Source organism: Streptomyces sp. NBC_01294 (assembly GCF_035917235.1).
GTDB classification, from domain to species: Bacteria; Actinomycetota; Actinomycetes; order Streptomycetales; family Streptomycetaceae; genus Streptomyces; species Streptomyces caledonius.
Genome location: NZ_CP108423.1, coordinates 2,850,533 through 2,873,998, shown reverse-complemented (window position 1 = coordinate 2,873,998; position 23,466 = coordinate 2,850,533). Strand labels below are relative to the sequence as shown.

The following is a 23,466-nucleotide window of genomic DNA, read 5'->3' as shown; positions in this document are numbered from 1 at the left end:
AGCGCGGCCCGTACGCCGGAGTCAGTTCAGCAGAGCGCGGGCGGAAACGGCCTCGGAGCGGATGCGGGCCGCCGCCTCGGCGTCGATCACCGACACCACGGCGGCGTACGCCTCCAGCTCCGCGGCCCCCTCCCGGAAGGAGCCCCGCTCCACCAGCAGCCGCGCCCGCTCGTACCGCAGCGCCGCCGGATGCGACGGCAGCAGCAGCGACAGCTCCAGCGCCCACAGGGCGACCCCCGAGTGCTCCGGGCGGGACGACGCCCACGCCCGGATGTTGCCCAGGATCCGCAGCACGATGTCCAGCGTCCTGGCCGGCGTACGCGGCCCCGACGCCAGCTCCGCGGGCCCGGCGCCCAAGGACGCGCCGCCCGCGAACGGGTCGACCACCACGCCCTCCTCGGGGTCCCCGAAGCCCACCACGAAGTGCCCCGGCAGCCCCAGCCCGTATACGGGGGCCCCGGCCCGCCGGGCGACCTCCAGCCACACCACCGACAGCAGGATCGGCAGCCCGCGCCGCCGCCGCAGCACCTCGTGCAGCAGCGAGGACGACAGCCGGTCGTAGTCCGCCGGCGTGCCGTGGAAGCCCAGGCGCCCGCCCAGCAGTTCCGTCACCGCCGAGGCCCAGGCCCGCCCGCCCCGCAGCCCGTACGGGAGCATCCCGGCCAGCCGGTCCAGCTCGATCTGCGCCCAGTCCATGGCGCGTTCGTCCAGGTCCGGGTCGGCCTCCGTGGCCAGCAGCAGGCACAGCAGCGCCAGGTCGGGGCGCTCCGCCCGCGCCTCCGCGGCGAACTGCTCCCGCCAGGCCGCCGAACTCACTGCGCCGCCCGGCGGTAGTGGTGGTACATGTGGTGCGTCGAGAAGCCCAGCCCGTCGTACAGCGCCAGCGCCCCCGCGTTGTCCGCCTCGACCTGCAGCCACGCCGCCGACGCGCCCTCCTCCAGCGCCCGCCGCGCCAGCGCGGCCATCACCGCCGTCGCCAGGCCCTCCCGCCGGTGCGCGGGATCCACCGTCACCGCCGCGAAGCCGGCCCACCGCCCGTCCACCACGCACCGCCCGACGGCCCGGCCCCCGGGCAGCGCCGCGAACCACACCGACGGGCCCTCGACCAGCATCCGCCGGGCCAGGTCCGGGTCGGAGACCTTCCCGTAGCGCCCGAGCCACTCCTCGTCCGGGACACGGGTCAGACGTACGGACTCGGCCGCAGGCGCGTCCACGTCGCCCACCGGCGCCAGCGCCCCGGTCCGTACCTCCGCCGACACCTCGGACACCCAGCCCCGCCGCTCCAGTTCCGCGCAGAGCAGCTCCTGCGTGCCGGCGGCCCCCGTGGCGGCCTGCACATAAGCCGGAAGTGCTCGCTCCGCGTACCAGGAGGTCACTCGCGCGAGTGCATCGTCCAGCGGTATCCCAGGGTCGCCGAGTGGCAACACGGAGTTGGCCCGCCGGGTGAATCCGGCGGCCGCCCGCAGCGTCCAGCCGCCCAGTTGCTCGCTCTCCAGCGGCTGCCACGAGCGCGCCGCGACCCTCACCAGCTCCTCGAAGGAGGCCGCGGGACCCCTCCGCCGCGCCGGCGCCGGAGGCACGATCTTGCCTGCCACCAGGGACGATTCCGCGATCCGGACGGACTGTCCGTTCTTCTTTGTGATCAGCAGCACACCCTCGTTCCAGGATGTGAGAACACCTACCGTGTCCGTGAACTCGGGTGATCCGCTCAGTCCGGCCTCCACCCGTCGTACAGAGACTCGTTTACCCACGTCAGCCGGGGTGATACGGACCTCCAGCAGTCCACCCGCAGTGATTTCCACAGCTCTGTCCGCCCCTCCTGTTCGGATCGTGCCCGGGAACGGAGATACTAGGTGCGGGCATCGACGACGCCGCGCTCCCGCGCGATATGGAAAGCCCTACCGAGGAGGAACGAGAGCGTGACCTACGTCATCGCGGAGCCTTGTGTCGACGTCAAGGACAAGGCATGCATCGAAGAGTGCCCCGTCGACTGCATCTACGAGGGCCAGCGGTCCTTGTACATCCACCCGGACGAGTGCGTCGACTGTGGTGCGTGTGAGCCGGTCTGCCCGGTCGAGGCCATCTTCTACGAGGACGACACTCCGGAAGAGTGGAAGGACTACTACAAGGCGAACGTCGAGTTCTTCGACGAGCTCGGTTCGCCCGGTGGTGCTTCCAAGCTGGGCCTGATCGAGCGCGATCACCCCTTCATCGCTGCGCTGCCCGCCGGCATCAACGGCGAGCACTGACCTTTCACGGCAGAGGCGCCCCTCGGTCCCGTACGGCCTTCCCGCCGCACGGGACCGAGGTGTTTTCCGACCCGTGCCCCGTGTGCCCCGCACCCCGCATCGCAACCAGCACTCAGAGAGAGCAGAGACCACCGTGGCCGCAGTATCCGACCGTCTTCCCGCCTTCCCCTGGGACAAGCTGGAGCCGTACAAGGCCACGGCGGCGGCCCACGCGGACGGCATCGTCGACCTGTCGGTCGGCACGCCCGTGGACCCGGTCCCGCAGCTGATCCAGCGCGCCCTGATCGAGGCCGCCGACTCCCCGGGCTACCCGACGGTGTGGGGCACGGTCGCCCTGCGCGACGCGGTCACGGGCTGGGTGCGCGGCCGCCTCGGCGCGAGCGCCGCCGGACACCGCAACGTCCTGCCGGTCGTCGGTTCCAAGGAACTGGTGGCCTGGCTGCCGACCCAGCTGGGCCTCGGCGCCGGCGACAAGGTCGCCTACCCCCGGCTCGCCTACCCGACGTACGAGGTCGGCGCGCGGCTGTGCGGCGCCGAGGCGGTCGTCTACGACGACCCGACGGAACTCGACCCGGCCGGCGTGAAGCTGCTGTGGCTCAACTCCCCGTCCAACCCCACCGGGAGGGTCATCCCGAAGGAAGACCTGATCCGGATCGTGGCCTGGGCGCGCGAGCACGGGATCCTGCTCTTCAGCGACGAGTGCTACCTGGAGCTGGGCTGGGAGGCCGAGCCCGTCTCCGTCCTCCACGACGACGTGTGCGGCGGTTCGTACGAGGGCATCGTCGCCGTCCACTCCCTCTCCAAGCGCTCCAACCTGGCGGGCTACCGGGCGGCCTTCGTCGCCGGTGACGCGGACGTGCTCGGCGAACTGCTGGAGATCCGCAAGCACGGCGGCATGATGACCCCCGCCCCGGTGCAGGCGGCCACCGTCGCGGCGCTCGGCGACGACGCGCACGTCGAGGAGCAGCGCGTGCGCTACGCGGCCCGCCGAGCGGCGCTGCGCACGGCCCTGGAGGCGCACGGCTTCCGGGTCGAGCACAGCGAGGCGAGCCTCTACCTGTGGGTGACGCGGGACGAGCCCTGCTGGGACACGGTCGCCCACCTCGCGGGCCTGGGCATCCTGGTCGCGCCGGGAGACTTCTACGGCGAGGCGGGCGCACGGTTCGTGCGCGTGGCCTTCACCGCCACCGACGAGCGCGTGGAGGCGGCGGTCAAGCGCCTCGGCTGATCCGCCGGAGGACCGGGAACAGCCCGAGGGGGCCGGGAGTTAGCACTCCCGGCCCCCTCGGTCGTCCCGCGGTGTCAGCCGCCCAGCGGCGCACCGCCGGGCAGTCCGCCCGGCAGGACGCTGCCCACGCTGCCCACGGGCAGCTCGGACACGGGGAGCTCGGACACGGGCAGCTCGGACACGGGCAGCCCGCCGAGCAGGCCTCCGGCCTTGCCCGCCACGTCGGCGGCGGGCGCCGGCAGGGTCTTGGCGGTCTCGCCCACGGTGTCCGTGGCCGTCTCGGCGGTCGCGGACGCGTCGGCGGCGTCCGGGGCGGTGAGGGCGCCCAGCTGCGGCACGGACTCCAGACCGGCGGCGTTGGCCGCGCCGGCCGCACCGACCACGGGAGCTGTCCCGGCTGCCAGGAGCAGCGCGGCACGGGCGATCCGACGGGTCAGGGGGAGGGACATGTTGCTCCTAAGCGGTAGCGGCTGAGTACGCCGTGAATAACCGCTCGTGGGGCGGGTGGAGTTGCGGTGCCGGTGGGTAAAGGATCGGTAACGCATCGTTTAATCGGCTTCCGCGACAACCGCATTGGATGCGCGCCCACCAGGGCTTCCGTCGATTTCCGACACCCGTGGCCGCCGAACCGATCACCCCCGCAGGAGTGATCACTCGTACACGCGCCCGTGCCCCGGGACGGGCCGTGGCCGATCAGCGGGCCATGAAGATCCGTACCTCGCCCGGCGCCGCGTTGTGGGGGTCCCCGTCGCCGTCCTTCGCCCCCGTGCCGCCCTTGTGCTGCCACCGGCCCCGGTCCTGGCCGGCGACCCAGCCGCGCTCGGCGTACGACACCCGGGAGATGCCCAGCTCCTTCGCGTTCGCCACAGCCCAGTGGGCCATCGCCCGGCTGCGGCGCGTCGCGGCCTCGCCGCCGTCCCGCTTCTCCACCAGGGTGATTTCGACCCCCTCGGCGCCCCGGCCGCCGCCGGCGTTGCGGCCGGCCTGGCCCGCCTGCCCGGCCTGGCCCGCCTGCGGGGCGAAGGTGTGCAGCCCGTCCTCGCCGAAGATCCGGACGAGATCGGCCCGTACCCTCACCGCGTCGCCCGGCCCCGTGGGCGCGGGCCCGCCGCAGTCCAGGGTGCCGCCGCCCGCGAAGGCCGCGGTCATCACGGTGGCGTCCGGCTCGTGCTTCGCGTACGCCTGCGGGAACCCGCTGCGCTGCACCTTCTGCGCGGCCACCGTCAGTGGCAGCCGCGAGTACCCCGGCACGTCGACGAGGTGGTCGTAGAAGATCCCGGCCGAGTAGACCGGGTCCGTGATCTGCTCCGGAGTGCCCCAGCCCTGCGAGGGCCGCTGCTGGAAGAGCCCCAGCGAGTCCCGGTCGCCGTGGTCGAGGTTGCGCAGCGAGGACTCCTGCATCGCCGTCGCCAGCGCGATGGTCACCGCCCGGTCCGGCAGGCCCTTGGCCACGCCGACGGCGGCTATCGTCGCCGCGTTCGCCGCCTGTTCCGGGGACATTTCATACGATCCGGAGGCTCCGTCGGCCCCGGCCGTGTCCGCACCGGCCACACAGAACGGGGCGCCGCCGCCGCCGTTCGAGGCGCGCTGGACGGCGAAGTAGCCGACCACCGCGAGGAGAACGAGCAGGCCGACGGCAGCGCGCAGCGGCCTGCGGCGACGAGGACGGGGATCACGGTTCTCGGACACGCGCCCACCGTACTTGAGGCATATGACGCGTCCACCGGCCGGACGCAGGAGGCTTTGCCGCAGCCCGGGGCATTAGGGTCAGTTCCATGTCCGAATCCGAGCTGGACCTCACCCTGGACGCCGCCGAGCTGACCGCCCGGCTCGTCGACATTCCGTCCGTGAGCGGCGACGAGAAGGTACTCGCCGACCTCGTGGAACACGCGTTGCGCGGCCTGCCGCACCTGACCGTGGACCGCTTCGGCAACAACGTCGTCGCCCGCACGGACCTCGGCCGCGCCGAGCGCGTCGTGCTCGCCGGCCACCTCGACACCGTGCCGATCGCCGACAACGTCCCCTCCCGCCTCGACGAGAACGACGTGCTGTGGGGCTGCGGGACGACCGACATGAAGTCCGGTGTCGCCGTGCAGCTGCGCATCGCCGCGACCGTGCCCGAGCCGAACCGGGACCTCACCTTCGTCTTCTACGACCAGGAGGAGGTCGCCGCCGACCTCAACGGCCTGGGCAAGGTCGCGGAAGCACACCCCGACTGGCTGACGGGCGACTTCGCCGTGCTGCTGGAGCCCTCCAACGCCGAGGTCGAAGGCGGCTGCCAGGGCACCCTGCGCGTGCTGCTCCGCACGGCCGGCGAACGCGCGCACTCCGCCCGCAGCTGGATGGGCTCCAACGCCATCCACTCGGCGAGCCCGATCCTGGCCACGCTCGCGGCGTACGAGCCCCGCAGGCCGGTCATCGACGGCCTGGAGTACCACGAGGGCCTCAACGCGGTCCGCATCGAGGGCGGCGTCGCCAACAACGTCATCCCCGACGCGTGCACGGTGACGGTCAACTTCCGCTACGCCCCGGACCGCAGCGAGGCCGAGGCACTGGCCCACGTACGGGAGGTGTTCGCGGACTGCGACATCGCCGAGTTCGTGGTCGACGACTCCTCCGGCGGGGCCCTGCCGGGCCTCTCCCACCCGGCGGCCGCGGCCTTCATGGAGGCCGTCGGCGGCCGGGCCATGCCGAAGTTCGGCTGGACGGACGTCTCCCGCTTCAGCGCGCTGGGCGTTCCGGCGGTCAATTACGGCCCCGGCGACGCGCTGCTGGCCCACAAGGTCGACGAGCGCGTCGAGACGAAGGCGATCCTGCACTGCGAGGAACGACTCCGTGCCTGGCTGACCTCCTGAATTCCGCTTCCCGTCACCTTTGTGCGCCTACCCTGATCCAACGATCAGCAGGAGGGAGCACATCATGGGCAACCCCGAAAGTTCCGCTCGTCGTCGGCCCGAGGAGCAGCAGCTCGGGCCGGTGCTGAGGAGGCGGAGCCAGATCAAGGCGGGCAGTACGACGGACCAGCGGCTGCTGGACTCCGCCGGGCCCTCCGAGTGGGTGCACACCGATCCCTGGCGGGTCCTGCGCATCCAGTCGGAGTTCATCGAGGGCTTCGGCACGCTCGCCGAGCTGCCGCCCGCGATCAGCGTGTTCGGATCCGCCCGTACTCCGGAGGGTTCGCCGGAGTACGACGCGGGCGTACGGATCGGAAGCGCGCTGGTCGACGCCGGCTTCGCGGTGATCACCGGCGGCGGTCCGGGCGCGATGGAGGCGGCCAACAAGGGCGCCCGCGAGGCCAACGGCGTCTCGGTCGGCCTCGGCATCGAGCTCCCCTTCGAGCAGGGGCTCAACCAGCACGTCGACCTCGGGCTGAACTTCCGGTACTTCTTCGTCCGCAAGACGATGTTCGTGAAGTACAGCCAGGGCTTCGTCGTCCTGCCGGGCGGCCTGGGCACGCTGGACGAGCTGTTCGAGGCGCTGACCCTGGTCCAGACGCAGAAGATCACCCGCTTCCCGATCGTGCTGTTCGGCACGGAGTACTGGAGCGGGCTGATCGACTGGCTGCGGAACACGGTGATCGCCCAGGGCAAGGCCTCGGAGAGGGACCTCTACCTGTTCCACGTCACGGACGACGTGGACGAGGCGATCGCGCTGGTGACGAAGGAAGTCGGGAAGTAGGTCCCGCCGCCCGCGGCCCGGGGCCGGCTCCCGCCGGCCCCGGGCCGCGGGCGCGGCGGGAACCCGGTGCGGGTCCGCCGGCGGCTCAGGCCAGGCCGCGGCGGGCGACGGCCGGGGGGCGCAGGCCCTGGATGGAGCGGACCATGTCCAGGATCTGGCGGGTCTCCGCGACCTCGTGGACGCGGTAGACCTGCGCGCCCAGCCAGGCCGAGACGGCCGTCGTGGCCAGGGTGCCCAGGAGACGCTCCTTGACCGGCTTGTCGAGGGTCTCGCCGACGAAGTCCTTGTTGGACAGGGAGACCAGGACCGGCCAGCCCGTCGCCGTCATCTCGTCCAGCCGGCGCGTGGCCTCCAGCGAGTGGCGGGTGTTCTTCCCGAAGTCGTGGCCCGGGTCGATCATGATGGCGTCCCGGCGGACGCCGAGCGCGGCCGCGCGTTCGGCGAGGCCGACCGTGACGCGCAGGATGTCCTCCATCACGTCCTCGTACGCGACCCGGTGCGGCCGGGTGCGCGGCTCCGCCTCGCCCGCGTGGGTGCACACCAGGCCGACGCCGTAGCGCGCCGCGACCTCCGCCAGTTTGGGGTCCACCCCGCCCCACGCGTCGTTCAGCAGGTCCGCCCCGGCCTCGCACACGGCCTCGCCGACCTCGTGCCGCCAGGTGTCCACGCTGATCACCACGTCCGGGTGGCGGCGCCTGACCTCGGCGACGAAGCCGACGGTGCGCCGGGCCTCCTCCGCCGCGTCCACGTGCTCGCCCGGGCCCGCCTTGACCCCGCCGATGTCGATGATCGCGGCGCCCTCGGCGATCGCGTGCTCGACCCGGTCCAGCGCCGGCTCGTCGCGGAACGTCGCGCCCTGGTCGTAGAAGGAGTCCGGCGTCCGGTTCACGATGGCCATGATCACCGGCTCGTGGGTGTCGAACTCGCGCCTGCCCAGTCGCAGCATCCTGCTCTTTCCTCCTTCGGCGGCCCTTGCGCCTCGCCTGCGACCTTAACCTGGTGGCCGGAGTCTCTCAGGGGAGTTGATCGTGTTCTTCTTCTTGATGATCGCGCTGGTCGTGGTCGTGGCAGCGGTCACCCTCGCGGTGATCGGCGGTGGCTCGGAGGCCGTCCTGCCGGAGGCGGAGCCGGACCGGGTGGCGGACGGGCTGCCGGAGACCCGGCCCGTCGTACGGGCGGACATCGACGCGCTGCGGCTGCCGGTCGCCCCGCGCGGGTACCGGATGGCCGAGGTGGACGACGTACTGGAGCGGCTCGCGGCGGAGCTGGCCGAGCGGGACGCGCGGATCGCGCAGCTGACGGCTGCCGCGGCGGCCGGGCCGGCCGCCCCGGAGGACGCGGCCGGGCACGTCGACCTCAGCAAGAGCGGTGAGCGGTGACCGTCCCGGCGGTCGGCCCGGTCGTGGGCTCCGACGGGAAGCCGCGCTGCCCGTGGGCGCTGTCCACCGAGGACTACGTGGCCTACCACGACACCGAGTGGGGCCGTCCGGTCCACGGCGACGACGCCCTGTACGAACGGCTGTGCCTGGAGGCCTTTCAGTCCGGGCTGAGCTGGCTGACGATCCTGCGGCGCCGGGAAGGGTTCCGCACGGCCTTCTCCGGCTTCGCGATCGCGGCGGTGGCGGAGTTCGACGAGCGGGACGCGGAGCGGCTGCTGGCCGACGAGGGGATCATCCGCAACCGGGCCAAGATCGAGGCGACCCTGGCCAACGCCAAGGTCCTCGCCGGGTGGGAGCCCGGCGAGCTGGACACGCTGATCTGGTCGCACGCCCCGGAGGAGCCCGGGCCGGCCCCGCGGACGGTCACCGAGGTCCCGGCGGTGACCCCGGAGTCCACCGCCCTCGCCAAGGCCCTGAAGAAGGCCGGCATCCGCTTCGTCGGCCCCACCACGGCCTACGCCCTGATGCAGGCCTGCGGGCTGGTCAACGACCACCTGGCCGCCTGCGTCTCCCGCGACCCGGCCTGACCCGGTCTGAGCCGGCCTGAGCCGGGCCACGGGGCTGCGCACGGGGCTGCCGCACGGGCCTCTGCACGGGCCCGTACAGAGGCCGGCGGCTCAGCTGCTCAGCGGCCGAGGTACTTCGGCGACTGCTTCGCCAGGAAGGCCTGGACGGCGATGCCGTGGTCCTCGGAGGCCCCCGCACGGGTCTGGAGGACGTCCTCGTGCTCCAGGGCCTGCGCGAGGGAGCGGGAGGCCCCGTAGGCCAGGGACTCCTTCAGCGCGGCGTACGCGACCGTCGGGCCGGCCGCCAGCGTGCGCGCCACGGCCTCGGCCTCGGCGTGCAGCGCGTCCGAGGGCACCAGGCGGTTGACGATGCCGAGCTCGTACGCCTCCTGGGCCTTGACCGACCGCGGGAAGAGCAGCAGGTCCGAGGCGCGGGAGGCGCCGATCAGGCGGGGGAGGGTCCACGAGACCCCGGAGTCGGCGGTGAGCGCCACCCCGGCGAACGAGGTGTTGAAGGAGGCGGTGTCGGCGACGACCCGGAAGTCCGCCGCCAGCGCGAAGCCGAAGCCCGCCCCGGCCGCGACGCCGTTCACCCCGGCCACCACGGGCTTGGGCATCTCGGTGAGCGCCCGCACGATCGGGTTGTAGTGCTCCTTGACCGTGTTCATGGTCAGCGAGGAGCCCGTCTCGCGGTCCGCCGCCAGGTTCCCGATGTGCTCCTTGAGGTCCTGGCCCACGCAGAAGGCCCGGTTGCCGGCCGCGGTCAGCAGGACGGCCCGTACCGCGGTGTCCTCGGCCGCCGCCAGGACCGCGTCGCGCAGGGCGACCTTGGCCTCGGTGTTCATGGCGTTCATCGCGTCCGGACGGTTGATCGTGATGGTCGCGAGTCCGTCGGTCACTTCGTAGAGCACGCTGTCGGCCATGGCAGGGGGTCCCCCTTCGTCGCGGGCTTGACTACCGGCCGGTACCGGCCGGTGCAAGGGTCAGCATGGCGGACCGGAAGCGATGCGGACATGTGATGTGCGTCAAAGAAAGCCGATGGCATTGCTGGGGAGCGGCGGCGCAGTATCGCAGGCGGATCCCCGAAATGAGTGGTTTTGGCCGAGCGCGTTGCCCAAGCGTTCCCGGGCGATGTTGGTCATCGGGTCCTGACATGCGGGATAATGGCTGGGAAGCAATGTGTTCGATGCCGGGTATTAGGCGCCTGAATGGGGCCGTCGGCTGACGATGAGCTGGTTTCAGGAAGGGGAACGAGCATGGCGGCCATGAAGCCGCGGACGGGCGACGGCCCGCTCGAGGTCACCAAGGAGGGGCGGGGCATCGTCATGCGCGTACCGCTCGAGGGCGGCGGTCGGCTTGTCGTCGAGCTGACCCCTGATGAGGCGGACGCCCTGGGTGACGCCCTGAAGAAGGTCGTCGGCTGACCTTCGGGGACGCCGACAGCACTTCCACCTTCTGCATTCTGCATTCTCTGCGCTGCCCCGACCGCGATCAGCGGCCGGGGCAGCGTTGTGTCGTGTTCGAGGACATGTTTCCCTCCGGAGCCCACGCCGTGACCTTCTCCCCGCCCGCGCCGCCCGCCTTCGCCGACTGCACGCCGCGCCAGAAGGCGGCCCGGGTCCTCTCGGACGTCCTGGCACCGGCGAACCTGGTGGTCGTCCTGCTCCTGCTCGTCGGATGGCGCAGCACCACGTCGTGGTCGGGCCTCGGGTGGGGGCTGCTCGCCGCCCTGTTCTGCGGCGTGGTCCCGATCGGCATCATCGCCCTCGGCGTCCGCCGCGGCGCGCTGACCGACCAGCACATACGGGTGCGGCGGCAGCGGGTCGTCCCGATGGCGCTGAGCCTGGTGTCCGTCGTCGCCGGGATCACCCTCCTGCACGTGCTCGGCGCCCCCCGGGACGTCTTCGCACTGGTCGTCGCGATGCTCGTGGGCCTCGTGTCGTCCCTGCTGGTCACGGTCGGGTGGCAGATATCCATCCACATGTCGGTGGCCGGCGGCACCGTGATGATCCTGGTGCTCGTCTTCGGCCCGCAGGTGCTGCCCGCGGCCCTGATCGCCGCCGCCGTCGGCTGGTCCCGCCTGGTGCTCGAGGCGCACACGGCGGCCCAGCTCCTCGCCGGCACCGCGCTGGGCGGCACGGCGGCCCTCACCTTCGCGCTCCTGAGCTGAGCCGCGGGACCACGGGGCCACTGATTACGGGATCGCGGGGCTACGGAACCACGCGCGGGGGATCGGCGGCCCGGGCCTCAGCGGCGCACGGCGCACAGCAGCCCGTCGCCCACCGGCAGCAGCGCGGCCTCCAGGGCCGGGCTCTCCCGGACGCTGCGCAGCAGCTCGCGGACGCGCAGCACCTCCACCGGCTGCGCCGCGGAGTCGACCGTACGGCCGTCGGAGAAGACCCCCTCGAAGCACACCAGCCCGCCGGGGCGCAGCAGACGCAACGATTCGGCGAGGTAGTCGAGCGACTCGGACGGGTCCCCGTCGCAGAAGACGAGGTCGTACCCGCCGTCGGCGAGGCGGGGCAGGACGTCGAGGGCGCGGCCGGGGATGAAGCGGGCGCGGTTGCCCGCGAAGCCGGCGGCGCGGAACGCCTGGCGGGCGAAGGCCTGCCGGTCCGCTTCGGGATCGACCGTGGTCAGGACCCCGTCCGGGCGCATTCCGTGCAGGAGGTGGATGCCGGAGACGCCGGTTCCGGTGCCGATCTCGGCGACCGCCTTGGCGTCCGCGGTGGCGGCCAGCAGGCGCAGCGCGGCCCCGGTGCCGGGGGAGACGGACCGCAGGCCCGCTTCCCTGGACCGGTCGCGGGCCCATCGCAGAGCGTCGTCCTCGGCGACAAACGCGTCGGCGAACGCCCAGCTCGTCTGCCGGTTGCCGGTAATGACCCTCTCCTGTCCCCATAGTTGGCGCAACGGTGACTGTATCCGCTGACGTCGGGAACCCGCAGATGGGACCGGGCGTTGTGAAGGGTGGAGGCGGGATAAGAAGGGCGGTGCCGGGCAGATCGACGGCCGGGACCGCTCCAGGGCCTAAGTCTCGCGTAAAGATACTGCAAAAACACTTATCCGGAGCTGACAGAGGGGGTGGCTATGGTAGGGACTCCACTGGACACCACCAGAGCCGACAGGGGAGGTGCGGCTGCGCCTGTGGATCGTCGGGGCGCGTTGAGACGCCTCTTCCGGTCGGCGGGTGAGCCGAAATCCGTGACCTACATTGCTGACCGCTTCCACACCGCAGACACCGCAACCACCGCGACCTTTGCCGCCGATGCGGGGTCCCAGGCGTGGACCCCTCCCTCCTGGGAGGAGATCGTCAGCACGCACAGCGCGCGGGTCTACCGCCTTGCCTACCGTCTGACGGGTAACCAGCACGATGCCGAGGACCTGACCCAAGAGGTCTTCGTCCGCGTCTTCCGCTCGCTGTCCACGTACACGCCCGGCACCTTCGAGGGCTGGCTCCACCGCATCACCACGAACCTCTTCCTGGACATGGTGCGCCGCAAGCAGCGGATCCGCTTCGACGCGCTCGCCGACGACGCCGCCGAGCGGCTGCCGAGCCGTGAGCCGTCCCCGCAGCAGGTCCTGCACGACACCCACTTCGACGCGGACGTGCAGCAGGCCCTGGACACCCTCGCCCCCGAGTTCCGTGCGGCCGTGGTGCTGTGCGACATCGAGGGCCTGTCCTACGAGGAGATCGCCGCCACCCTCGGCGTGAAGCTCGGCACCGTGCGCAGTCGTATCCACCGGGGCCGTTCGCACCTGCGCAAGGCGCTCAAGCACCGGTCCCCCGCGGCCCGTGCGGAGCAGCGTGCCCTGGCCGGTGTGTCGATGGGCGCGCCCGGTACCGGGGGAGAGGGCGGACCCGAGTGACCGCAGCCAGTCCGTCCCCCGCCGAACAGCACCTGGGCGACCGGCTCGCCGCCCTGGTGGACGGGGAGCTGAAGCACGACGCGCGCGAGCGGGTCCTGGCCCACCTGGCGACCTGTGCCAAGTGCAAGGCCGAGGCCGATGCCCAGCGCCGTCTGAAGACCATGTTCGTGGAGAGCGCGCCGCCGCCGCTGTCCGCCGGACTGCTGGCCCGGCTGCAGGGGCTGCCCGGAGGCGGCCTCGACGGCCCGTCAGGCCCCGCGGGACCGCCCGGCACCACGAGACCCGACCCCTTCGAGGCGTTCGCGTACGGGCTGCCGGTGGCCGCCAGGCCGCAGCAGCAGGGCTTCCGCATCCACGAGGTGGGCCGCCCGCGCCGCCGTTTCGCCTTCGTCGCCGCCGGAGCGGTGTCGCTGGCCGCGCTCGCGCTGGGCGGTGCGCTGCCGCTGGAGGCCGGGGACCCGAACGTCCGGGGTGATTCACCCGCCCCCGCCACCAGGACCGGTCCTGCCCTGCCCGTGTCCGACGCGGCGGTGCGCGACCGCATGCCCACCCCCGCGGCCGTCCCGACCCTCCTTTCGACGGTCGCGACCCCGCTCGCCACCCCGCTCCCGCCGCTCCACCCCACCCCGCCGAGCCCGGCGCGTCCCGTCTCCCTGCTGCGCTGACGCCGGACCTGGTTGAATCTGCGGCACATGCGCATAGGTACGCGGGGAGCGCCCATGGCCGACAGGCAGCAGACCGATCCGGCTCCGCAGTGGTGGAGCCGGCCCGAGGGCACGGCTGACGGCCGCCGCGAAGGGCTGCCCGGCCCGCGGCCCGAGGCCGGGGACCCGGCGGGCGGTGGCTCGCCGGCCGGCGAGCCTCACCTACCTGTCGAGGACGCGTCCCCGGACCAGGAGGCGACGGCCCGCGCGGTGCGGTACGACCCCTGGGGCGAGCAGCCGTTGCACGTCGTGGACCGGGGCAGGGACCGGCGCGGGTTCCGGCTGTGGCAGGTGGCCGCCCTCAGTGCGGGAACCGCCCTGCTCGCCGGCGGGATCGGCGGGTACCTCGGCGTGCTCGCCGAGCGGCAGAGCAGCACCCGCCTGGAGCTGCCCCAGTCCGCCGTCGCGGACCAGGGCCGGGCGCCCGAGAGCGTGGCCGGGATCGCGGCCACCGCGCTGCCCGGCGTGGTGACCCTCCACGTGCGGGGCGAGAAGGGCAGCGGGACGGGCACCGGCTTCGTGCTCGACCAGCAGGGGCACATCCTCACCAACAACCACGTGGTCGCCGACGCCCGGGAGATAGCGGTCACCTTCAGCACCGGCGAGAGCGTGACCGCCCAGCTGGTCGGCCGCGACTCCGGCTACGACCTGGCCGTGGTCAAGGTCAGCGGGGTACGGGGACTGCGGCCGCTGAGCCTGGGCAACTCCGAGAACGTGAAGGTCGGCGACCCGGTCGTGGCCATCGGCGCGCCCTTCGACCTCTCCAACACCGTCACCGCCGGCATCATCAGCGCCACCGGCCGGCCCGTCACCGCCGGCGGCGACAAGGGCGACGGCAGCGACATCAGCTACGTCGACGCGCTGCAGACCGACGCCCCCATCAACCCCGGGAACTCCGGCGGCCCGCTCCTCGACGCCAAGGCCCACGTGGTCGGCATCAACAGCGCCATCCGCGGGGCCGACAAGGACGACCCCACCCGGCAGGGCGGCTCCATCGGACTCGGCTTCGCCATCCCCATCAACCAGGGCAAGCGCGTCGCCGAGGAGCTCATCCGCACCGGCCGCGCGACGCACCCCGTCATCGGGGTCACCCTCGACATGGACTACACGGGCGACGGGGCCCGGGTCGGGGACAAGGGCGAGGACGGCAAGCCGGCCGTGGTCGCCGGCGGACCCGGCGCGCGGGCCGGGATCAAGCCCGGCGACGTGATCACCAAGGTCGACGGCCGGCGCGTGCGCGGCGGTGACGAGCTGATCATCAAGATCCGGGCCCACCGCCCCGGCGACCCGCTGACCTTGACGGTGCTCCGCGAGGGCCGGGAACGCACGCTGGAAGTGGTCCTCGGATCGGCGAACGGCTCATGAGCGGGGCATGACGGACGGGTGAAAGGGCGACGGAGACGGTACGCAGGTATGGGCCCGCGGACAACGCCGGGTACCGTGTGTCGGGGCCTGAAGTGAGAGACCGAGGAGCGGCAAGGTGTTCAACGACATAGGCGCACTCGAACTGGCCACGATCGTGGTGCTCGCCATCCTCGTCTTCGGCCCGGACAAGCTGCCCAAGGTCATTCAGGACGTCACCGGTGTCATCCGGAAGATCCGCGCGTTCTCGGACAGCGCGAAGCAGGACATCCGCTCCGAACTCGGCCCGGAGTTCAAGGACTTCGAGTTCGAGGACCTGAACCCGAAGACCTTCATCCGCAAGCAGCTGGGCGAGAACGAGGACCTCAAGGACATCCGCAACAGTTTCGATCTCCGCAAGGAACTCAACGACGTCGCCGACGCCGTGAACAACCCGGAGACCGAAGCCGCCCCGGCCGCCTCGCCCGCCGCCGTCACCGGCCCGGACCTGCTGAAGAAGCCCGCCGCCCCGGCCCAGGAGCAGCGCTCGCGCTTCGACGCCGACGCCACCTGAAACGCAGCCTGCCCGGCGATCAGGGGTCGGATGGCTATCCTCCATCTGTCCGGATCGCAGGACGCCCGAGGGAGGGGGTCCCCCCAGCACGGCGAGGGGGAGGGGCCGTTCCGGACCCCACGGAACGAGAGGCCGCCCACATGGAGACGACGAGCAGTAGCCGGGTAGGGGCGCAGACCGCCGAGGCACCCGCCTCCGCCGACGCACCCGCGCAGGAACCGGATACCAGCCCGCAGAGCAATACACAGCCACAGGAGCACACCGCGCCCGTACCGGCGGCCCGCCGGACGGCCGAGGGGTTCCTGGCGGCCGACTTCCCCTGGTACGGGCTGGACGGGGCCTTCACGGGCCCCCGCTGGCTCATGCAGGTCGGCACCGCCGCCGACGGAACGGTCGAGCACGGCTCCACCGGCCACGGCGACGAGCCCTCCGCCCGGGGCGAGATCGCCACCGGCGAGAAGGAGCGCTTCGCGGTGGTGATCACCGTGGCGAGCAACCCGCTGCGCCGCAGCGGCGACGGCACCGGCGTCCTGGAGGCCACCTCGGTCTCCTCGGCGGCCTGGCTGGCCGGCTCCGGGCTGCTGGCCTACAGCTGGCCCGGGCAGATGGACCACTCCCTGCGCGACGACTGGCTCGACCAGCAGACCGAGGCCGCCTGGGAACTCGCGGACGACCTTGCCGGCGAGGACTGGTCGACGCTGTCGCTGCCGGTGGACGGGGAGCCGACCCCGTTCCACTACCGCGAGTCGGAGTTCGGGTGGGTGCTGGCGGGCTCCACCGGGAGCGGCGTCCACCTGGGTGCGTACGGGCGGGGGATGAGCGCGTACGGGCTCGGCTTCTCGGCCATCGCGGACCTCGGCTCGTACGAGTGACGCGCCACGGGTGACCGGCTCCACGTGACCGGACACCTGTGACCGGCTCCGGCTCCGGGCCGCGGACACACGCGAAGGGCGCCGCTCGGTGAGCGGCGCCCTTCGCGTGTGTCCGTACGGTCAGAACTTGTTGCGCGGGGTGATGCCCAGGGACATGCCCGACAGGCCGCGGGCGCGGCCGCCCAGCTTGCCCGCGATGGCGCGCAGCGCCGCGCCGGCCGGGGAGTCCGGGTCGGACAGGACGACCGGGGTGCCGTCGTCGCCGCCCTCGCGCAGCCGCACGTCGATCGGGATGGAGCCCAGCACCGGCACGGACGCGCCGACCGTCTTGGTCAGCCCGTCCGCGACCTTCTGGCCGCCGCCCGAACCGAAGACGTCCACCATCTCGTCGCAGTGCGGGCACGGCAGGCCCGACATGTTCTCGACGACGCCGACGATCTTCTGGTGGGTCTGCACGGCGATCGAGCCGGCCCGCTCCGCCACCTCGGCCGCCGCCTGCTGCGGGGTGGTGACGACCAGGATCTCCGCGTTCGGCACCAGCTGGGCCACCGAGATCGCGATGTCGCCCGTGCCCGGCGGCAGGTCCAGCAGCAGCACGTCCAGGTCGCCCCAGAACACGTCCGCCAGGAACTGCTGGAGGGCCCGGTGCAGCATCGGTCCGCGCCACACGACCGGCGCGTTGCCCGGGGTGAACATGCCGATGGAGATGACCTTCACGCCGTGCGCGGACGGCGGCATGATCATGTTCTCGACCTGGGTGGGACGACCCTCGACACCCAGCATGCGTGGCACGCTGTGGCCGTAGATGTCCGCGTCGACCACACCGACCTTCAGGCCGTCCGCCGCCATCGCCGCGGCCAGGTTGACCGTGACCGAGGACTTGCCGACGCCGCCCTTGCCGGACGCGACCGCGTACACACGGGTCAGCGAGCCCGGCTTGGCGAAGGGCACCTCGCGCTCGGCGGTGCCGCCGCGCAGCGTGGCCGCCAGGTCCTTGCGCTGCTCGTCGCTCATCACGTCCAGCGTGACGGCGACCGAGGTGACGCCCGCGACCTTCTCCACGGCCTCGGTGACCAGCTTGGTGATGGTCTCGCGCATGGGACAGCCCGACACGGTCAGGTAGACCGTGACGGCGACCGCGCCGCCGTCACCGATCTCCACCGATTTGACCATCCCGAGCTCGGTGATCGGCCGGTGGATCTCGGGGTCGTTCACCGTCGCCAGAGCGTCCAGGATCGCGTCCTGCTCAGGCACGGCGGCGGAGCTTGTGTCGGTAGCCATGCCCCGATGGTACGGCTCGGTAGCAGGGCTCAGGGAAGCCTGTCAGCGGTCGCCTTCATCACGTTCCGCCGGGAATAGACGCCGCTCGTCCATCTCCTTGATCAGGTCCTGGAACTCGGACCTGATCCAGTCGCGCGTGGCGACCTCGCCCAGGCCCATCCGCAGGGCGGCGATCTCCCGGGTCAGGTACTCCGTGTCGGCGATGGAGCGCTCGTTCTGCTTGCGGTCCTGCTCCAGGTTGACCCGGTCGCGGTCGTCCTGCCGGTTCTGCGCGAGCAGGATCAGCGGCGCCGCGTAGGAGGCCTGGAGCGACAGCATCAGCGTCAGGAAGATGAACGGGTACTCGTCCCACCTCAGGTGGCCCGGCGCGAAGATGTTCCACAGCACCCAGACGATGATGACCAGGGTCATCCAGACGATGAACCGGCCCGTGCCCAGGAACCGCGCCACCCGTTCCGACAGCCGCCCGAAGGCCTCCGGGTCGTACTCGGGCAGCAGCGAGCGGCGCGGCGCCCGCGGCAGGTCCAGGCGCACCCGCGAGCGCGTCAGCGCGCTCGACCCGGTGCTCTGGGCGGACTTCCCCGCCCGCTCGGCGGCACGTTCCGCCGCCTCTGCCACCAGCCCGTGCTCACGGGCCTGCACCCGGGCCTGCTCGCGCCGCTCCCGGATCTGCTCACGGCGCCGCTCGCGCGCCTGCTCCCCGCGCCCCCGGTCGAAGCGCCCTCGCTCAGCTGCCACCCACGGCCTCCTCGGAATGGAACTCCGTCTCCCGCCAGTCGTCCGGCAGCAGGTGGTCCAGCACGTCGTCCACCGTGACCGCGCCCAGCAGCGAACCGCTCTCGTCGACCACCGGCACCGCCACCATGTTGTAGGCGGCGAGGTGGGTGGTCACCGCGGGCAGCGAGGCGTCCGGCCGCAGCGGCGGAAGGTCCGTGTCCACGATCGAGCTGACCAGGGTGAACGGCGGGTCCCGCAGCAGCCGCTGGAAGTGCACCGTGCCCAGGTACTTGCCCGTCGGCGTCTCGTCCGGCGGCCGGCACACGTACACCTGGGCCGCCAGCGCCGGCGACAGGTCCGCCTGCCGTACGCGGGCCAGCGCGTCCGCGACCGTCGCGTCCGGCCGCAGCACGATCGGCTCGGTGGTCATCAGACCGCCGGCGGTGTTCTCCTCGTAGGACAGCAGGCGGCGCACGTCGGCCGCGTCGTCCGGCTGCATCAGCGTCAGCAGCCGCTCCTTGTCGTCCTCCGGCAGCTCGGAGAGCAGGTCGGCCGCGTCGTCCGGGTCCATCGCCTCCAGGACGTCGGCGGCGCGCTCCTCCTTCAGCTTGCCGAGGATCTCCACCTGCTCGTCCTCGGGCAGCTCCTCCAGCACGTCGGCGAGCCGGTCGTCGTCGAGGGCGTTGGCCACCTCGGCACGGCGCTTCGGCGTCAGGTGGTGCAGCACGTTCGCCACGTCGGCCGGGCGCATCTGCTCGAAGGTGGCGACCAGGTTCTCGGCGCCCTGCCCGTGCTCCTCCAGCGAGAAGCCCGTCACCGCCGACCACTCCACGGTCAGGGTCTCGCCGCGTCGGCGCAGCGCCCCCGACTTGCCCTTCCGTACGAAGATGCGGTCGATCTCCCAGTCCCGGCGGGCCGGCAGCTGCTGGATGGCCACGTCGAGGACGGTGACCTCCTCGCTGCTCGCGACCAGCGTCACGCGCCGGTCGAGCAGTTCGCCCAGGACGAGCCGCTCGGTGGGGCGCTGCTCGAAGCGCCGCATGTTGACGACACCAGTGGTGATGACCTGCCCGGACTCCACGCCCGTGACCCGCGTCATCGGCAGGAAGATCCGGCGCCGGCTGACCACCTCGACCACCAGGCCGAGCAGCCGCGGCGGCCGTCCGCCGACGCGCAGCATCGCGACGAGGTCGCGGACCCGGCCGACCTGGTCGCCGTTGGGATCGAAGACGGGCACACCCGACAGATGCGAGACGAAGATCCGCGGGGCGCCTACAGCCATCCGAGCGCCTCCTAGAGCGTCAATCAACAGTCGTGCCGCCCCTCAGGCTAGCCCGTGCCCGCGGAAAGCGTCCTGGTGGGGCGGTCCGCCCGGGGCGCGGCGCGAGGCCCGCCGTCGGCCGGGGAGCGGTCGCGGGGCGCGGCGTACGGACGGGTACGCTGCCTGCTGCTCGCAGACGACCGACGAGAGGCACCTGCCCGTGACCGCCTACTTCCCTGCCGCGCGGCTGCGCCGGGCCGCGTTCATCGGTGTGCTGTGCGCGGGCCTGGCCGTCACCGGTACGGGCTGCGGGGACGACCCCGACGAGGGCACGAACGGCGTCGGCAAGCTCTCCGCCGACAAGATCGAGGAGAAGGCGAAGGCGGCCGCCACGGAGGCCGACTCGGTCCACCTGTCGGGCACGCTCGTGAGCGGCGGCAAGTCCTTCACCCTCGACATGCGCCTGAAGTCGGACGGCGGTTCCGGCGAGGTGAAGTCGCAGGACGACACCTTCCAGCTGCTGCGGGTGGGGGAGCAGCTGTACCTGAAGGCGAGCGCGGCGTTCTGGGGCCAGTCCGACTCGGCCGGCAAGCTCGGCGACAAGTACGTGAAGGTGCCCGAGGGCGACCCCTCCTACAAGCAGTTCCGCGGCTTCACCGACATGGACGTCCTGCTCGACGGGCTGCTCGGCCTGGAGGGCAAGCTCGCCAAGGGCTCCTACACCAAGGTCGGGCACACCCGCGCGGTCCAGGTCACGGCGAACGAGGGCAAGGGCGGCAAGCTCTCGGTGTCCCTGGAGGGGACCCCGTACCCGCTGCTCATGGAGCGCGCGGGCGGCGCCGGACGCGTGGAACTCGCCGAGTGGGGCAAGGAGTTCCCGCTCGACCCGCCCGCACAGGACCAGACGGTCGACTACGGGTCCCAGCTGCCGACGACCAAGAGCGGCGACCCGGCTCCGTCCCCTTCCAAGGGCTCCGGCCAGGGCGCCAACCCGAAGACGCCGTGACCGGTCGGGCCCGGCGGGGCCCGACCGGGACCCGCGGACGGCCCTGCCGCCCGCCGGAGGCTACGGGCGGGCGGCCTTCTTGCGCTTCAGCAGCAGCTTCGGCAGGCCCGCCGGGACGGCCCTGCGGGTCGTCGCCGGGGACGCCAGGGGGGCCGCGGCCAGCGAACCGTCCGGCAGCTGCGCCCGGACCGACTCCGGCTCCAGCCGCAGCAGCCGGCACTCCCGCGCCCACCGCTCGGTCATGTCCTCGGAGTCGGGCGCGTTCAGCCGCTTGCCCTTGAGCTCGGCGACCGCCGCCGCCCACTCCTCGCCGCGCGGCGGGAGCTCCCGTACCGTCGCGGTCCAGGCCACCAGCCGGCCGCCCTTGTCCTTGCTCCGCACGGTCACCTCGGCGGCCGCGCCGTCGGCCAGCCCCGGGAACGGCTGCTCGCCGGGCCCGTCGCCCAGCACGTGGGCCGCGCCGTCCACCCAGGCGTGCCACAGGGCGCGGTCGGCCCCGGCGCCGCGGACCCAGATCAGGCCGGACTTCTTGGTGGCCTCCTCGACGAGGGCCAGGTCGAGCGTGCTGAGAGTCATGCGGACAGGGTAGGGGGTCCGCACCCGGTCACGAGAGGGTGTCCTGACCGGCGGGACACCCCGCCGTTTCAGAGCCAGCCGTGGCGGCGCAGCGCCCGGTGGATGGTGAAGCAGATGCCGACGATCGAGGCCATCACCATCGGATAGCCGTACTTCCACTGGAGCTCGGGCATGTGCTCGAAGTTCATCCCGTACACCCCGCAGATCATCGTCGGCACGGCGATGATCGCCGCCCAGGACGTGATCTTGCGCATGTCCTCGTTCTGGGCGACCGTCGCCTGCGCGAGGTTGGCCTGGAGGATCGAGTTCAGCAGCTCGTCGAAGCCGACCACCTGCTCGTGCACCCGCGCCAGGTGGTCGGCGACGTCCCGGAAGTACTTCTGGATGTCCGGGTCCACCAGCCGCATCGGCCGCTCGCTCAGCAGCTCCATCGGACGCAGCAGCGGCGAGACCGCCCGCTTGAACTCCAGTACCTCGCGCTTGAGCTGGTAGATGCGGCCCGCGTCGCCGCCGCGTGTACTGCCCTTGGCGGGGGCCGCGAAGACGTCGCTCTCCACCTCGTCGATGTCGTCCTGCACCGCCGCCGCGACCGCGATGTACCCGTCGACGACGTGGTCGGCGATCGAGTGCAGGACCGCCGAGGGGCCCTTGGCGAGGAGGTCGGGGTCGTCCTGGAGACGGTGGCGCAGCCCCTTGAGGGAGCCCTGGCCGCCGTGCCGGACGGTGATGACGAAGTCGGGGCCGGTGAAACACATCACCTCGCCGGTCTCCACCACCTCGCTCGTGGAGGTCAGTTCGGCGTGTTCGACGTAGTGGATCGTCTTGAAGACGGTGAAGAGGGTGTCGTCGTAGCGCTCCAGCTTCGGCCGCTGGTGCGCGTGCACCGCGTCCTCCACGGCCAGCGGGTGCAGGCCGAACGTGGCGGCGATCCCCGCGAACTCGGCCTCGGTCGGCTCGTGCAGGCCGATCCACGCGAAACCGCCGTCCTCGCGGACCTTGCGGATCGCCTCACGGGGCGTCAGGCACGCGGGCCCCAGCATCCGCCGGCCGTCGCGGTACACCGCGCAGTCGACGACCGCGCTGCTCGCCGACGGATCACGGGTCGTGTCGTAGCCGGGCTGTGCGGGGGTGGACTTGCGCAGGGACGGGCGGACGGCCGCACGCAGGTAGGGCAGCATCGACATGGCAGGCTCCTTCGCACGCACGGCTGCGGACCGTACGGGTGGGAGACCCTCCACCACCGCGAGCGGGCAGGCTCGGACCAGGCGGAGGGAACAGGACGGGAGGACAACGTTCTGCCGTCGCTCTTCTACTGATCGGGAGATCAAACGGGGCGGGAAGCGCCCGTCACAGAAGCGGAAGAGCGATTGGTACTGCACGATCGACTTCGATCCATTGCAGCCCCACCTCCTCCGGCCGGTCCCCCGTGGGGGAGGTCCTGTCTCCGGGGCGTCAGGCATGCTTCGGCATGCGGCCCCGAACAGCTGTCAACACTATCAGCCGACGGATGGTCAAGACCCGCCCTTTACCCGGCTGATACGAGTTCTATGCTCGCTCCATGGCAGAAATTCTGGCCCTCGTCGAGGCCCGGCTGCGCACCGCGTTCGGTGAACCCGACGCACGCGCCGCCGTCACCTTCCTGGGCACCGACCGCATCGAGGTACTCCGTTTCGCCGAGGGCGACCTCGTGCGGTACGCGACCCTCGGGATGTCCGCACACCCGATGACCGATCCGACCGCCGTGGTCGCCGACCCCGTACGGGGCCCGCGCGCCGAGCTGGTGCTGACCGTCCGCGCAGGACTGGCGGCCACCGACAAACTGCTCAGGCCGCTCGCCGTACTGGCCGCCTCGCCCCAGGTCGAGGGGCTGATCGTGGCCCCCGGGGCCTCGCTGGACGTGGGCGATCCGCTCTGGGACGGGGCGCCGTTCAGCTCCGTCCTCGTGGCGGAACCGGGCGGTCTGGTGGAGGACCTGGAACTCGACGAGCCCATGGACCCGGTGCAGTTCCTCCCCCTCCTGCCGATGACGGCGAACGAGGCCGCCTGGAAGCGCGTGCACGGCGCGGCCGCCCTGCAGGAACGCTGGCTCGCGCGGGGGACGGACCTGCGGGACCCTTTGCGTACGGCCGTCGCATTGGACTGACCGACAGCCCGGACGGGTGACCGC

At 72.3% G+C, this 23,466-nt stretch carries 27 protein-coding genes; 15 read left to right on the top strand and 12 right to left on the bottom strand.

The features are described from left to right. Nucleotides 1-21: 21 nt before the first annotated feature. A complete protein-coding gene (locus tag OG534_RS12645; RefSeq protein ID WP_326588181.1) occupies nucleotides 22-816 on the bottom strand; it encodes a transglutaminase-like domain-containing protein in 795 nt (264 codons plus the stop codon). Further along, entirely contained in the window at nucleotides 813-1,802 is a 990-nt protein-coding gene (locus tag OG534_RS12640; RefSeq protein ID WP_326588180.1) for a GNAT family N-acetyltransferase, read from the bottom strand. The genes OG534_RS12645 and OG534_RS12640 overlap by 4 nt, the downstream gene beginning before the upstream one ends. A gap of 117 nt (nucleotides 1,803-1,919) precedes the next feature. Between OG534_RS12640 and fdxA the strand changes: the two genes are divergently transcribed. Both fdxA and dapC read left to right on the top strand, forming a co-directional pair. Beyond that, nucleotides 1,920-2,249 carry a ferredoxin gene (gene fdxA / locus OG534_RS12635; RefSeq protein WP_030713714.1) on the top strand — a complete coding sequence of 110 codons (330 nt, stop codon included), beginning with the start codon at nucleotides 1,920-1,922 and terminating at the stop codon, nucleotides 2,247-2,249. 133 nt (nucleotides 2,250-2,382) lie between these two features. Further along, the gene (gene dapC, locus OG534_RS12630) at nucleotides 2,383-3,477 is read left to right on the top strand and encodes a succinyldiaminopimelate transaminase (RefSeq protein WP_326588179.1); all 1,095 of its coding nucleotides are present in this window, start codon (nucleotides 2,383-2,385) and stop codon (nucleotides 3,475-3,477) included. Nucleotides 3,478-3,551: 74 nt separating this feature from the next. Here the strand turns inward: dapC and OG534_RS12625 are convergent, their stop codons facing one another. Both OG534_RS12625 and OG534_RS12620 read right to left on the bottom strand, forming a co-directional pair. Further along, entirely contained in the window at nucleotides 3,552-3,926 is a 375-nt protein-coding gene (locus tag OG534_RS12625; RefSeq protein WP_326588178.1) for an ATP-binding protein, read from the bottom strand. A gap of 244 nt (nucleotides 3,927-4,170) precedes the next feature. After that, nucleotides 4,171-5,166, bottom strand: a complete 996-nt coding sequence (locus tag OG534_RS12620) for a hypothetical protein (RefSeq protein WP_326588177.1) — start codon at nucleotides 5,164-5,166, stop codon at nucleotides 4,171-4,173. 86 nt (nucleotides 5,167-5,252) lie between these two features. Between OG534_RS12620 and dapE the strand changes: the two genes are divergently transcribed. Continuing rightward, entirely contained in the window at nucleotides 5,253-6,332 is a 1,080-nt protein-coding gene (gene dapE / locus OG534_RS12615; protein WP_326588176.1) for a succinyl-diaminopimelate desuccinylase, read from the top strand. A 64-nt stretch (nucleotides 6,333-6,396) separates the two neighbouring features. After that, nucleotides 6,397-7,155 carry a TIGR00730 family Rossman fold protein gene (locus OG534_RS12610; RefSeq protein WP_326588175.1) on the top strand — a complete coding sequence of 253 codons (759 nt, stop codon included), beginning with the start codon at nucleotides 6,397-6,399 and terminating at the stop codon, nucleotides 7,153-7,155. Between the two features lie 85 nt (nucleotides 7,156-7,240). On the opposite strand, the gene folP is transcribed toward OG534_RS12610, so the two are convergent. Next, nucleotides 7,241-8,101, bottom strand: coding sequence for a dihydropteroate synthase (folP, locus tag OG534_RS12605; protein ID WP_326588174.1), 861 nt, complete (start codon nucleotides 8,099-8,101; stop codon nucleotides 7,241-7,243). A 76-nt stretch (nucleotides 8,102-8,177) separates the two neighbouring features. On the opposite strand from folP, the gene OG534_RS12600 reads away from it, so the two are divergent. Then, nucleotides 8,178-8,534, top strand: a complete 357-nt coding sequence (locus OG534_RS12600) for a DivIVA domain-containing protein (protein WP_326588173.1) — start codon at nucleotides 8,178-8,180, stop codon at nucleotides 8,532-8,534. Further along, on the top strand, nucleotides 8,531-9,121 hold the full coding sequence (locus tag OG534_RS12595) for a DNA-3-methyladenine glycosylase I (protein ID WP_326588172.1): 591 nt from the start codon (nucleotides 8,531-8,533) through the stop codon (nucleotides 9,119-9,121). The genes OG534_RS12600 and OG534_RS12595 overlap by 4 nt, the downstream gene beginning before the upstream one ends. A gap of 98 nt (nucleotides 9,122-9,219) precedes the next feature. Here the strand turns inward: OG534_RS12595 and OG534_RS12590 are convergent, their stop codons facing one another. Further along, nucleotides 9,220-10,023 (bottom strand): enoyl-CoA hydratase/isomerase family protein, encoded by an 804-nt coding sequence (locus OG534_RS12590; RefSeq protein WP_326588171.1) that lies wholly within the window; start codon nucleotides 10,021-10,023, stop codon nucleotides 9,220-9,222. A gap of 333 nt (nucleotides 10,024-10,356) precedes the next feature. Here OG534_RS12590 and OG534_RS12585 point away from each other — a divergent pair, with 333 nt between their 5' ends. Both OG534_RS12585 and OG534_RS12580 read left to right on the top strand, forming a co-directional pair. Beyond that, entirely contained in the window at nucleotides 10,357-10,524 is a 168-nt protein-coding gene (locus OG534_RS12585) for a DUF3117 domain-containing protein (RefSeq protein WP_003966491.1), read from the top strand. Between the two features lie 92 nt (nucleotides 10,525-10,616). Continuing rightward, nucleotides 10,617-11,270 (top strand): hypothetical protein, encoded by a 654-nt coding sequence (locus OG534_RS12580; protein ID WP_326588170.1) that lies wholly within the window; start codon nucleotides 10,617-10,619, stop codon nucleotides 11,268-11,270. Between the two features lie 77 nt (nucleotides 11,271-11,347). Here OG534_RS12580 and OG534_RS12575 read toward each other — a convergent pair whose 3' ends face one another. After that, nucleotides 11,348-12,010 carry an O-methyltransferase gene (locus OG534_RS12575; RefSeq protein ID WP_030385883.1) on the bottom strand — a complete coding sequence of 221 codons (663 nt, stop codon included), beginning with the start codon at nucleotides 12,008-12,010 and terminating at the stop codon, nucleotides 11,348-11,350. 177 nt (nucleotides 12,011-12,187) lie between these two features. Here OG534_RS12575 and sigE point away from each other — a divergent pair, with 177 nt between their 5' ends. From sigE to OG534_RS12550, 5 genes are all read left to right on the top strand, one after another. Further along, on the top strand, nucleotides 12,188-12,967 hold the full coding sequence (gene sigE, locus OG534_RS12570) for an RNA polymerase sigma factor SigE (RefSeq protein ID WP_326588169.1): 780 nt from the start codon (nucleotides 12,188-12,190) through the stop codon (nucleotides 12,965-12,967). Further along, nucleotides 12,964-13,632 carry a zf-HC2 domain-containing protein gene (locus OG534_RS12565; RefSeq protein ID WP_326588168.1) on the top strand — a complete coding sequence of 223 codons (669 nt, stop codon included), beginning with the start codon at nucleotides 12,964-12,966 and terminating at the stop codon, nucleotides 13,630-13,632. Before sigE ends, OG534_RS12565 begins: the two co-directional genes overlap by 4 nt. Nucleotides 13,633-13,686: 54 nt before the next feature. Further along, nucleotides 13,687-15,036, top strand: a complete 1,350-nt coding sequence (locus OG534_RS12560; protein WP_326588167.1) for a S1C family serine protease — start codon at nucleotides 13,687-13,689, stop codon at nucleotides 15,034-15,036. Between the two features lie 115 nt (nucleotides 15,037-15,151). Beyond that, on the top strand, nucleotides 15,152-15,586 hold the full coding sequence (locus OG534_RS12555; protein WP_326588166.1) for a sec-independent translocase: 435 nt from the start codon (nucleotides 15,152-15,154) through the stop codon (nucleotides 15,584-15,586). Between the two features lie 140 nt (nucleotides 15,587-15,726). Then, nucleotides 15,727-16,458: a hypothetical protein gene (locus OG534_RS12550; RefSeq protein ID WP_326588165.1), complete on the top strand. Its 732-nt coding sequence runs from the start codon at nucleotides 15,727-15,729 to the stop codon at nucleotides 16,456-16,458. Between the two features lie 120 nt (nucleotides 16,459-16,578). On the opposite strand, the gene OG534_RS12545 is transcribed toward OG534_RS12550, so the two are convergent. From OG534_RS12545 to OG534_RS12535, 3 genes are all read right to left on the bottom strand, one after another. Beyond that, nucleotides 16,579-17,739 (bottom strand): Mrp/NBP35 family ATP-binding protein, encoded by a 1,161-nt coding sequence (locus OG534_RS12545; RefSeq protein WP_398561622.1) that lies wholly within the window; start codon nucleotides 17,737-17,739, stop codon nucleotides 16,579-16,581. 42 nt (nucleotides 17,740-17,781) lie between these two features. Further along, the gene (locus tag OG534_RS12540; RefSeq protein ID WP_326593574.1) at nucleotides 17,782-18,288 is read right to left on the bottom strand and encodes a DUF1003 domain-containing protein; all 507 of its coding nucleotides are present in this window, start codon (nucleotides 18,286-18,288) and stop codon (nucleotides 17,782-17,784) included. 178 nt (nucleotides 18,289-18,466) lie between these two features. Beyond that, on the bottom strand, nucleotides 18,467-19,738 hold the full coding sequence (locus OG534_RS12535) for a magnesium transporter MgtE N-terminal domain-containing protein (protein WP_326588164.1): 1,272 nt from the start codon (nucleotides 19,736-19,738) through the stop codon (nucleotides 18,467-18,469). A gap of 199 nt (nucleotides 19,739-19,937) precedes the next feature. On the opposite strand from OG534_RS12535, the gene OG534_RS12530 reads away from it, so the two are divergent. Next, complete coding sequence (locus OG534_RS12530) at nucleotides 19,938-20,723, top strand: hypothetical protein (RefSeq protein WP_326588163.1); 786 nt, start codon at nucleotides 19,938-19,940, stop codon at nucleotides 20,721-20,723. Nucleotides 20,724-20,783: 60 nt separating this feature from the next. Here the strand turns inward: OG534_RS12530 and OG534_RS12525 are convergent, their stop codons facing one another. Together OG534_RS12525 and OG534_RS12520 are read right to left on the bottom strand one after the other, a co-directional pair. Further along, the gene (locus tag OG534_RS12525; protein WP_326588162.1) at nucleotides 20,784-21,299 is read right to left on the bottom strand and encodes a hypothetical protein; all 516 of its coding nucleotides are present in this window, start codon (nucleotides 21,297-21,299) and stop codon (nucleotides 20,784-20,786) included. A 68-nt stretch (nucleotides 21,300-21,367) separates the two neighbouring features. Beyond that, the gene (locus OG534_RS12520) at nucleotides 21,368-22,483 is read right to left on the bottom strand and encodes a magnesium and cobalt transport protein CorA (protein ID WP_326588161.1); all 1,116 of its coding nucleotides are present in this window, start codon (nucleotides 22,481-22,483) and stop codon (nucleotides 21,368-21,370) included. Between the two features lie 374 nt (nucleotides 22,484-22,857). Between OG534_RS12520 and OG534_RS12515 the strand changes: the two genes are divergently transcribed. Then, nucleotides 22,858-23,442: a suppressor of fused domain protein gene (locus OG534_RS12515; RefSeq protein WP_326588160.1), complete on the top strand. Its 585-nt coding sequence runs from the start codon at nucleotides 22,858-22,860 to the stop codon at nucleotides 23,440-23,442. Nucleotides 23,443-23,466 lie beyond the last annotated feature (24 nt).

What these genes read in the sequence shown, in the direction of transcription:
- OG534_RS12625 (WP_326588178.1), bottom strand. Translation starts at nt 3,926, where the DNA reads ATGTCCCTCCCCCTGACCCGTCGGATCGCCCGTGCCGCGCTGCTCCTG.
- dapE (WP_326588176.1), top strand. Translation starts at nt 5,253, where the DNA reads ATGTCCGAATCCGAGCTGGACCTCACCCTGGACGCCGCCGAGCTGACC.
- OG534_RS12610 (WP_326588175.1), top strand. Translation starts at nt 6,397, where the DNA reads ATGGGCAACCCCGAAAGTTCCGCTCGTCGTCGGCCCGAGGAGCAGCAG.
- folP (WP_326588174.1), bottom strand. Translation starts at nt 8,101, where the DNA reads ATGCTGCGACTGGGCAGGCGCGAGTTCGACACCCACGAGCCGGTGATC.
- OG534_RS12590 (WP_326588171.1), bottom strand. Translation starts at nt 10,023, where the DNA reads ATGGCCGACAGCGTGCTCTACGAAGTGACCGACGGACTCGCGACCATC.
- OG534_RS12585 (WP_003966491.1), top strand. Translation starts at nt 10,357, where the DNA reads ATGGCGGCCATGAAGCCGCGGACGGGCGACGGCCCGCTCGAGGTCACC.
- sigE (WP_326588169.1), top strand. Translation starts at nt 12,188, where the DNA reads ATGGTAGGGACTCCACTGGACACCACCAGAGCCGACAGGGGAGGTGCG.
- OG534_RS12560 (WP_326588167.1), top strand. Translation starts at nt 13,687, where the DNA reads ATGGCCGACAGGCAGCAGACCGATCCGGCTCCGCAGTGGTGGAGCCGG.
- OG534_RS12550 (WP_326588165.1), top strand. Translation starts at nt 15,727, where the DNA reads ATGGAGACGACGAGCAGTAGCCGGGTAGGGGCGCAGACCGCCGAGGCA.
- OG534_RS12545 (WP_398561622.1), bottom strand. Translation starts at nt 17,739, where the DNA reads ATGGCTACCGACACAAGCTCCGCCGCCGTGCCTGAGCAGGACGCGATC.
- OG534_RS12535 (WP_326588164.1), bottom strand. Translation starts at nt 19,738, where the DNA reads ATGGCTGTAGGCGCCCCGCGGATCTTCGTCTCGCATCTGTCGGGTGTG.
- OG534_RS12525 (WP_326588162.1), bottom strand. Translation starts at nt 21,299, where the DNA reads ATGACTCTCAGCACGCTCGACCTGGCCCTCGTCGAGGAGGCCACCAAG.
- OG534_RS12520 (WP_326588161.1), bottom strand. Translation starts at nt 22,483, where the DNA reads ATGTCGATGCTGCCCTACCTGCGTGCGGCCGTCCGCCCGTCCCTGCGC.
- OG534_RS12515 (WP_326588160.1), top strand. Translation starts at nt 22,858, where the DNA reads ATGGCAGAAATTCTGGCCCTCGTCGAGGCCCGGCTGCGCACCGCGTTC.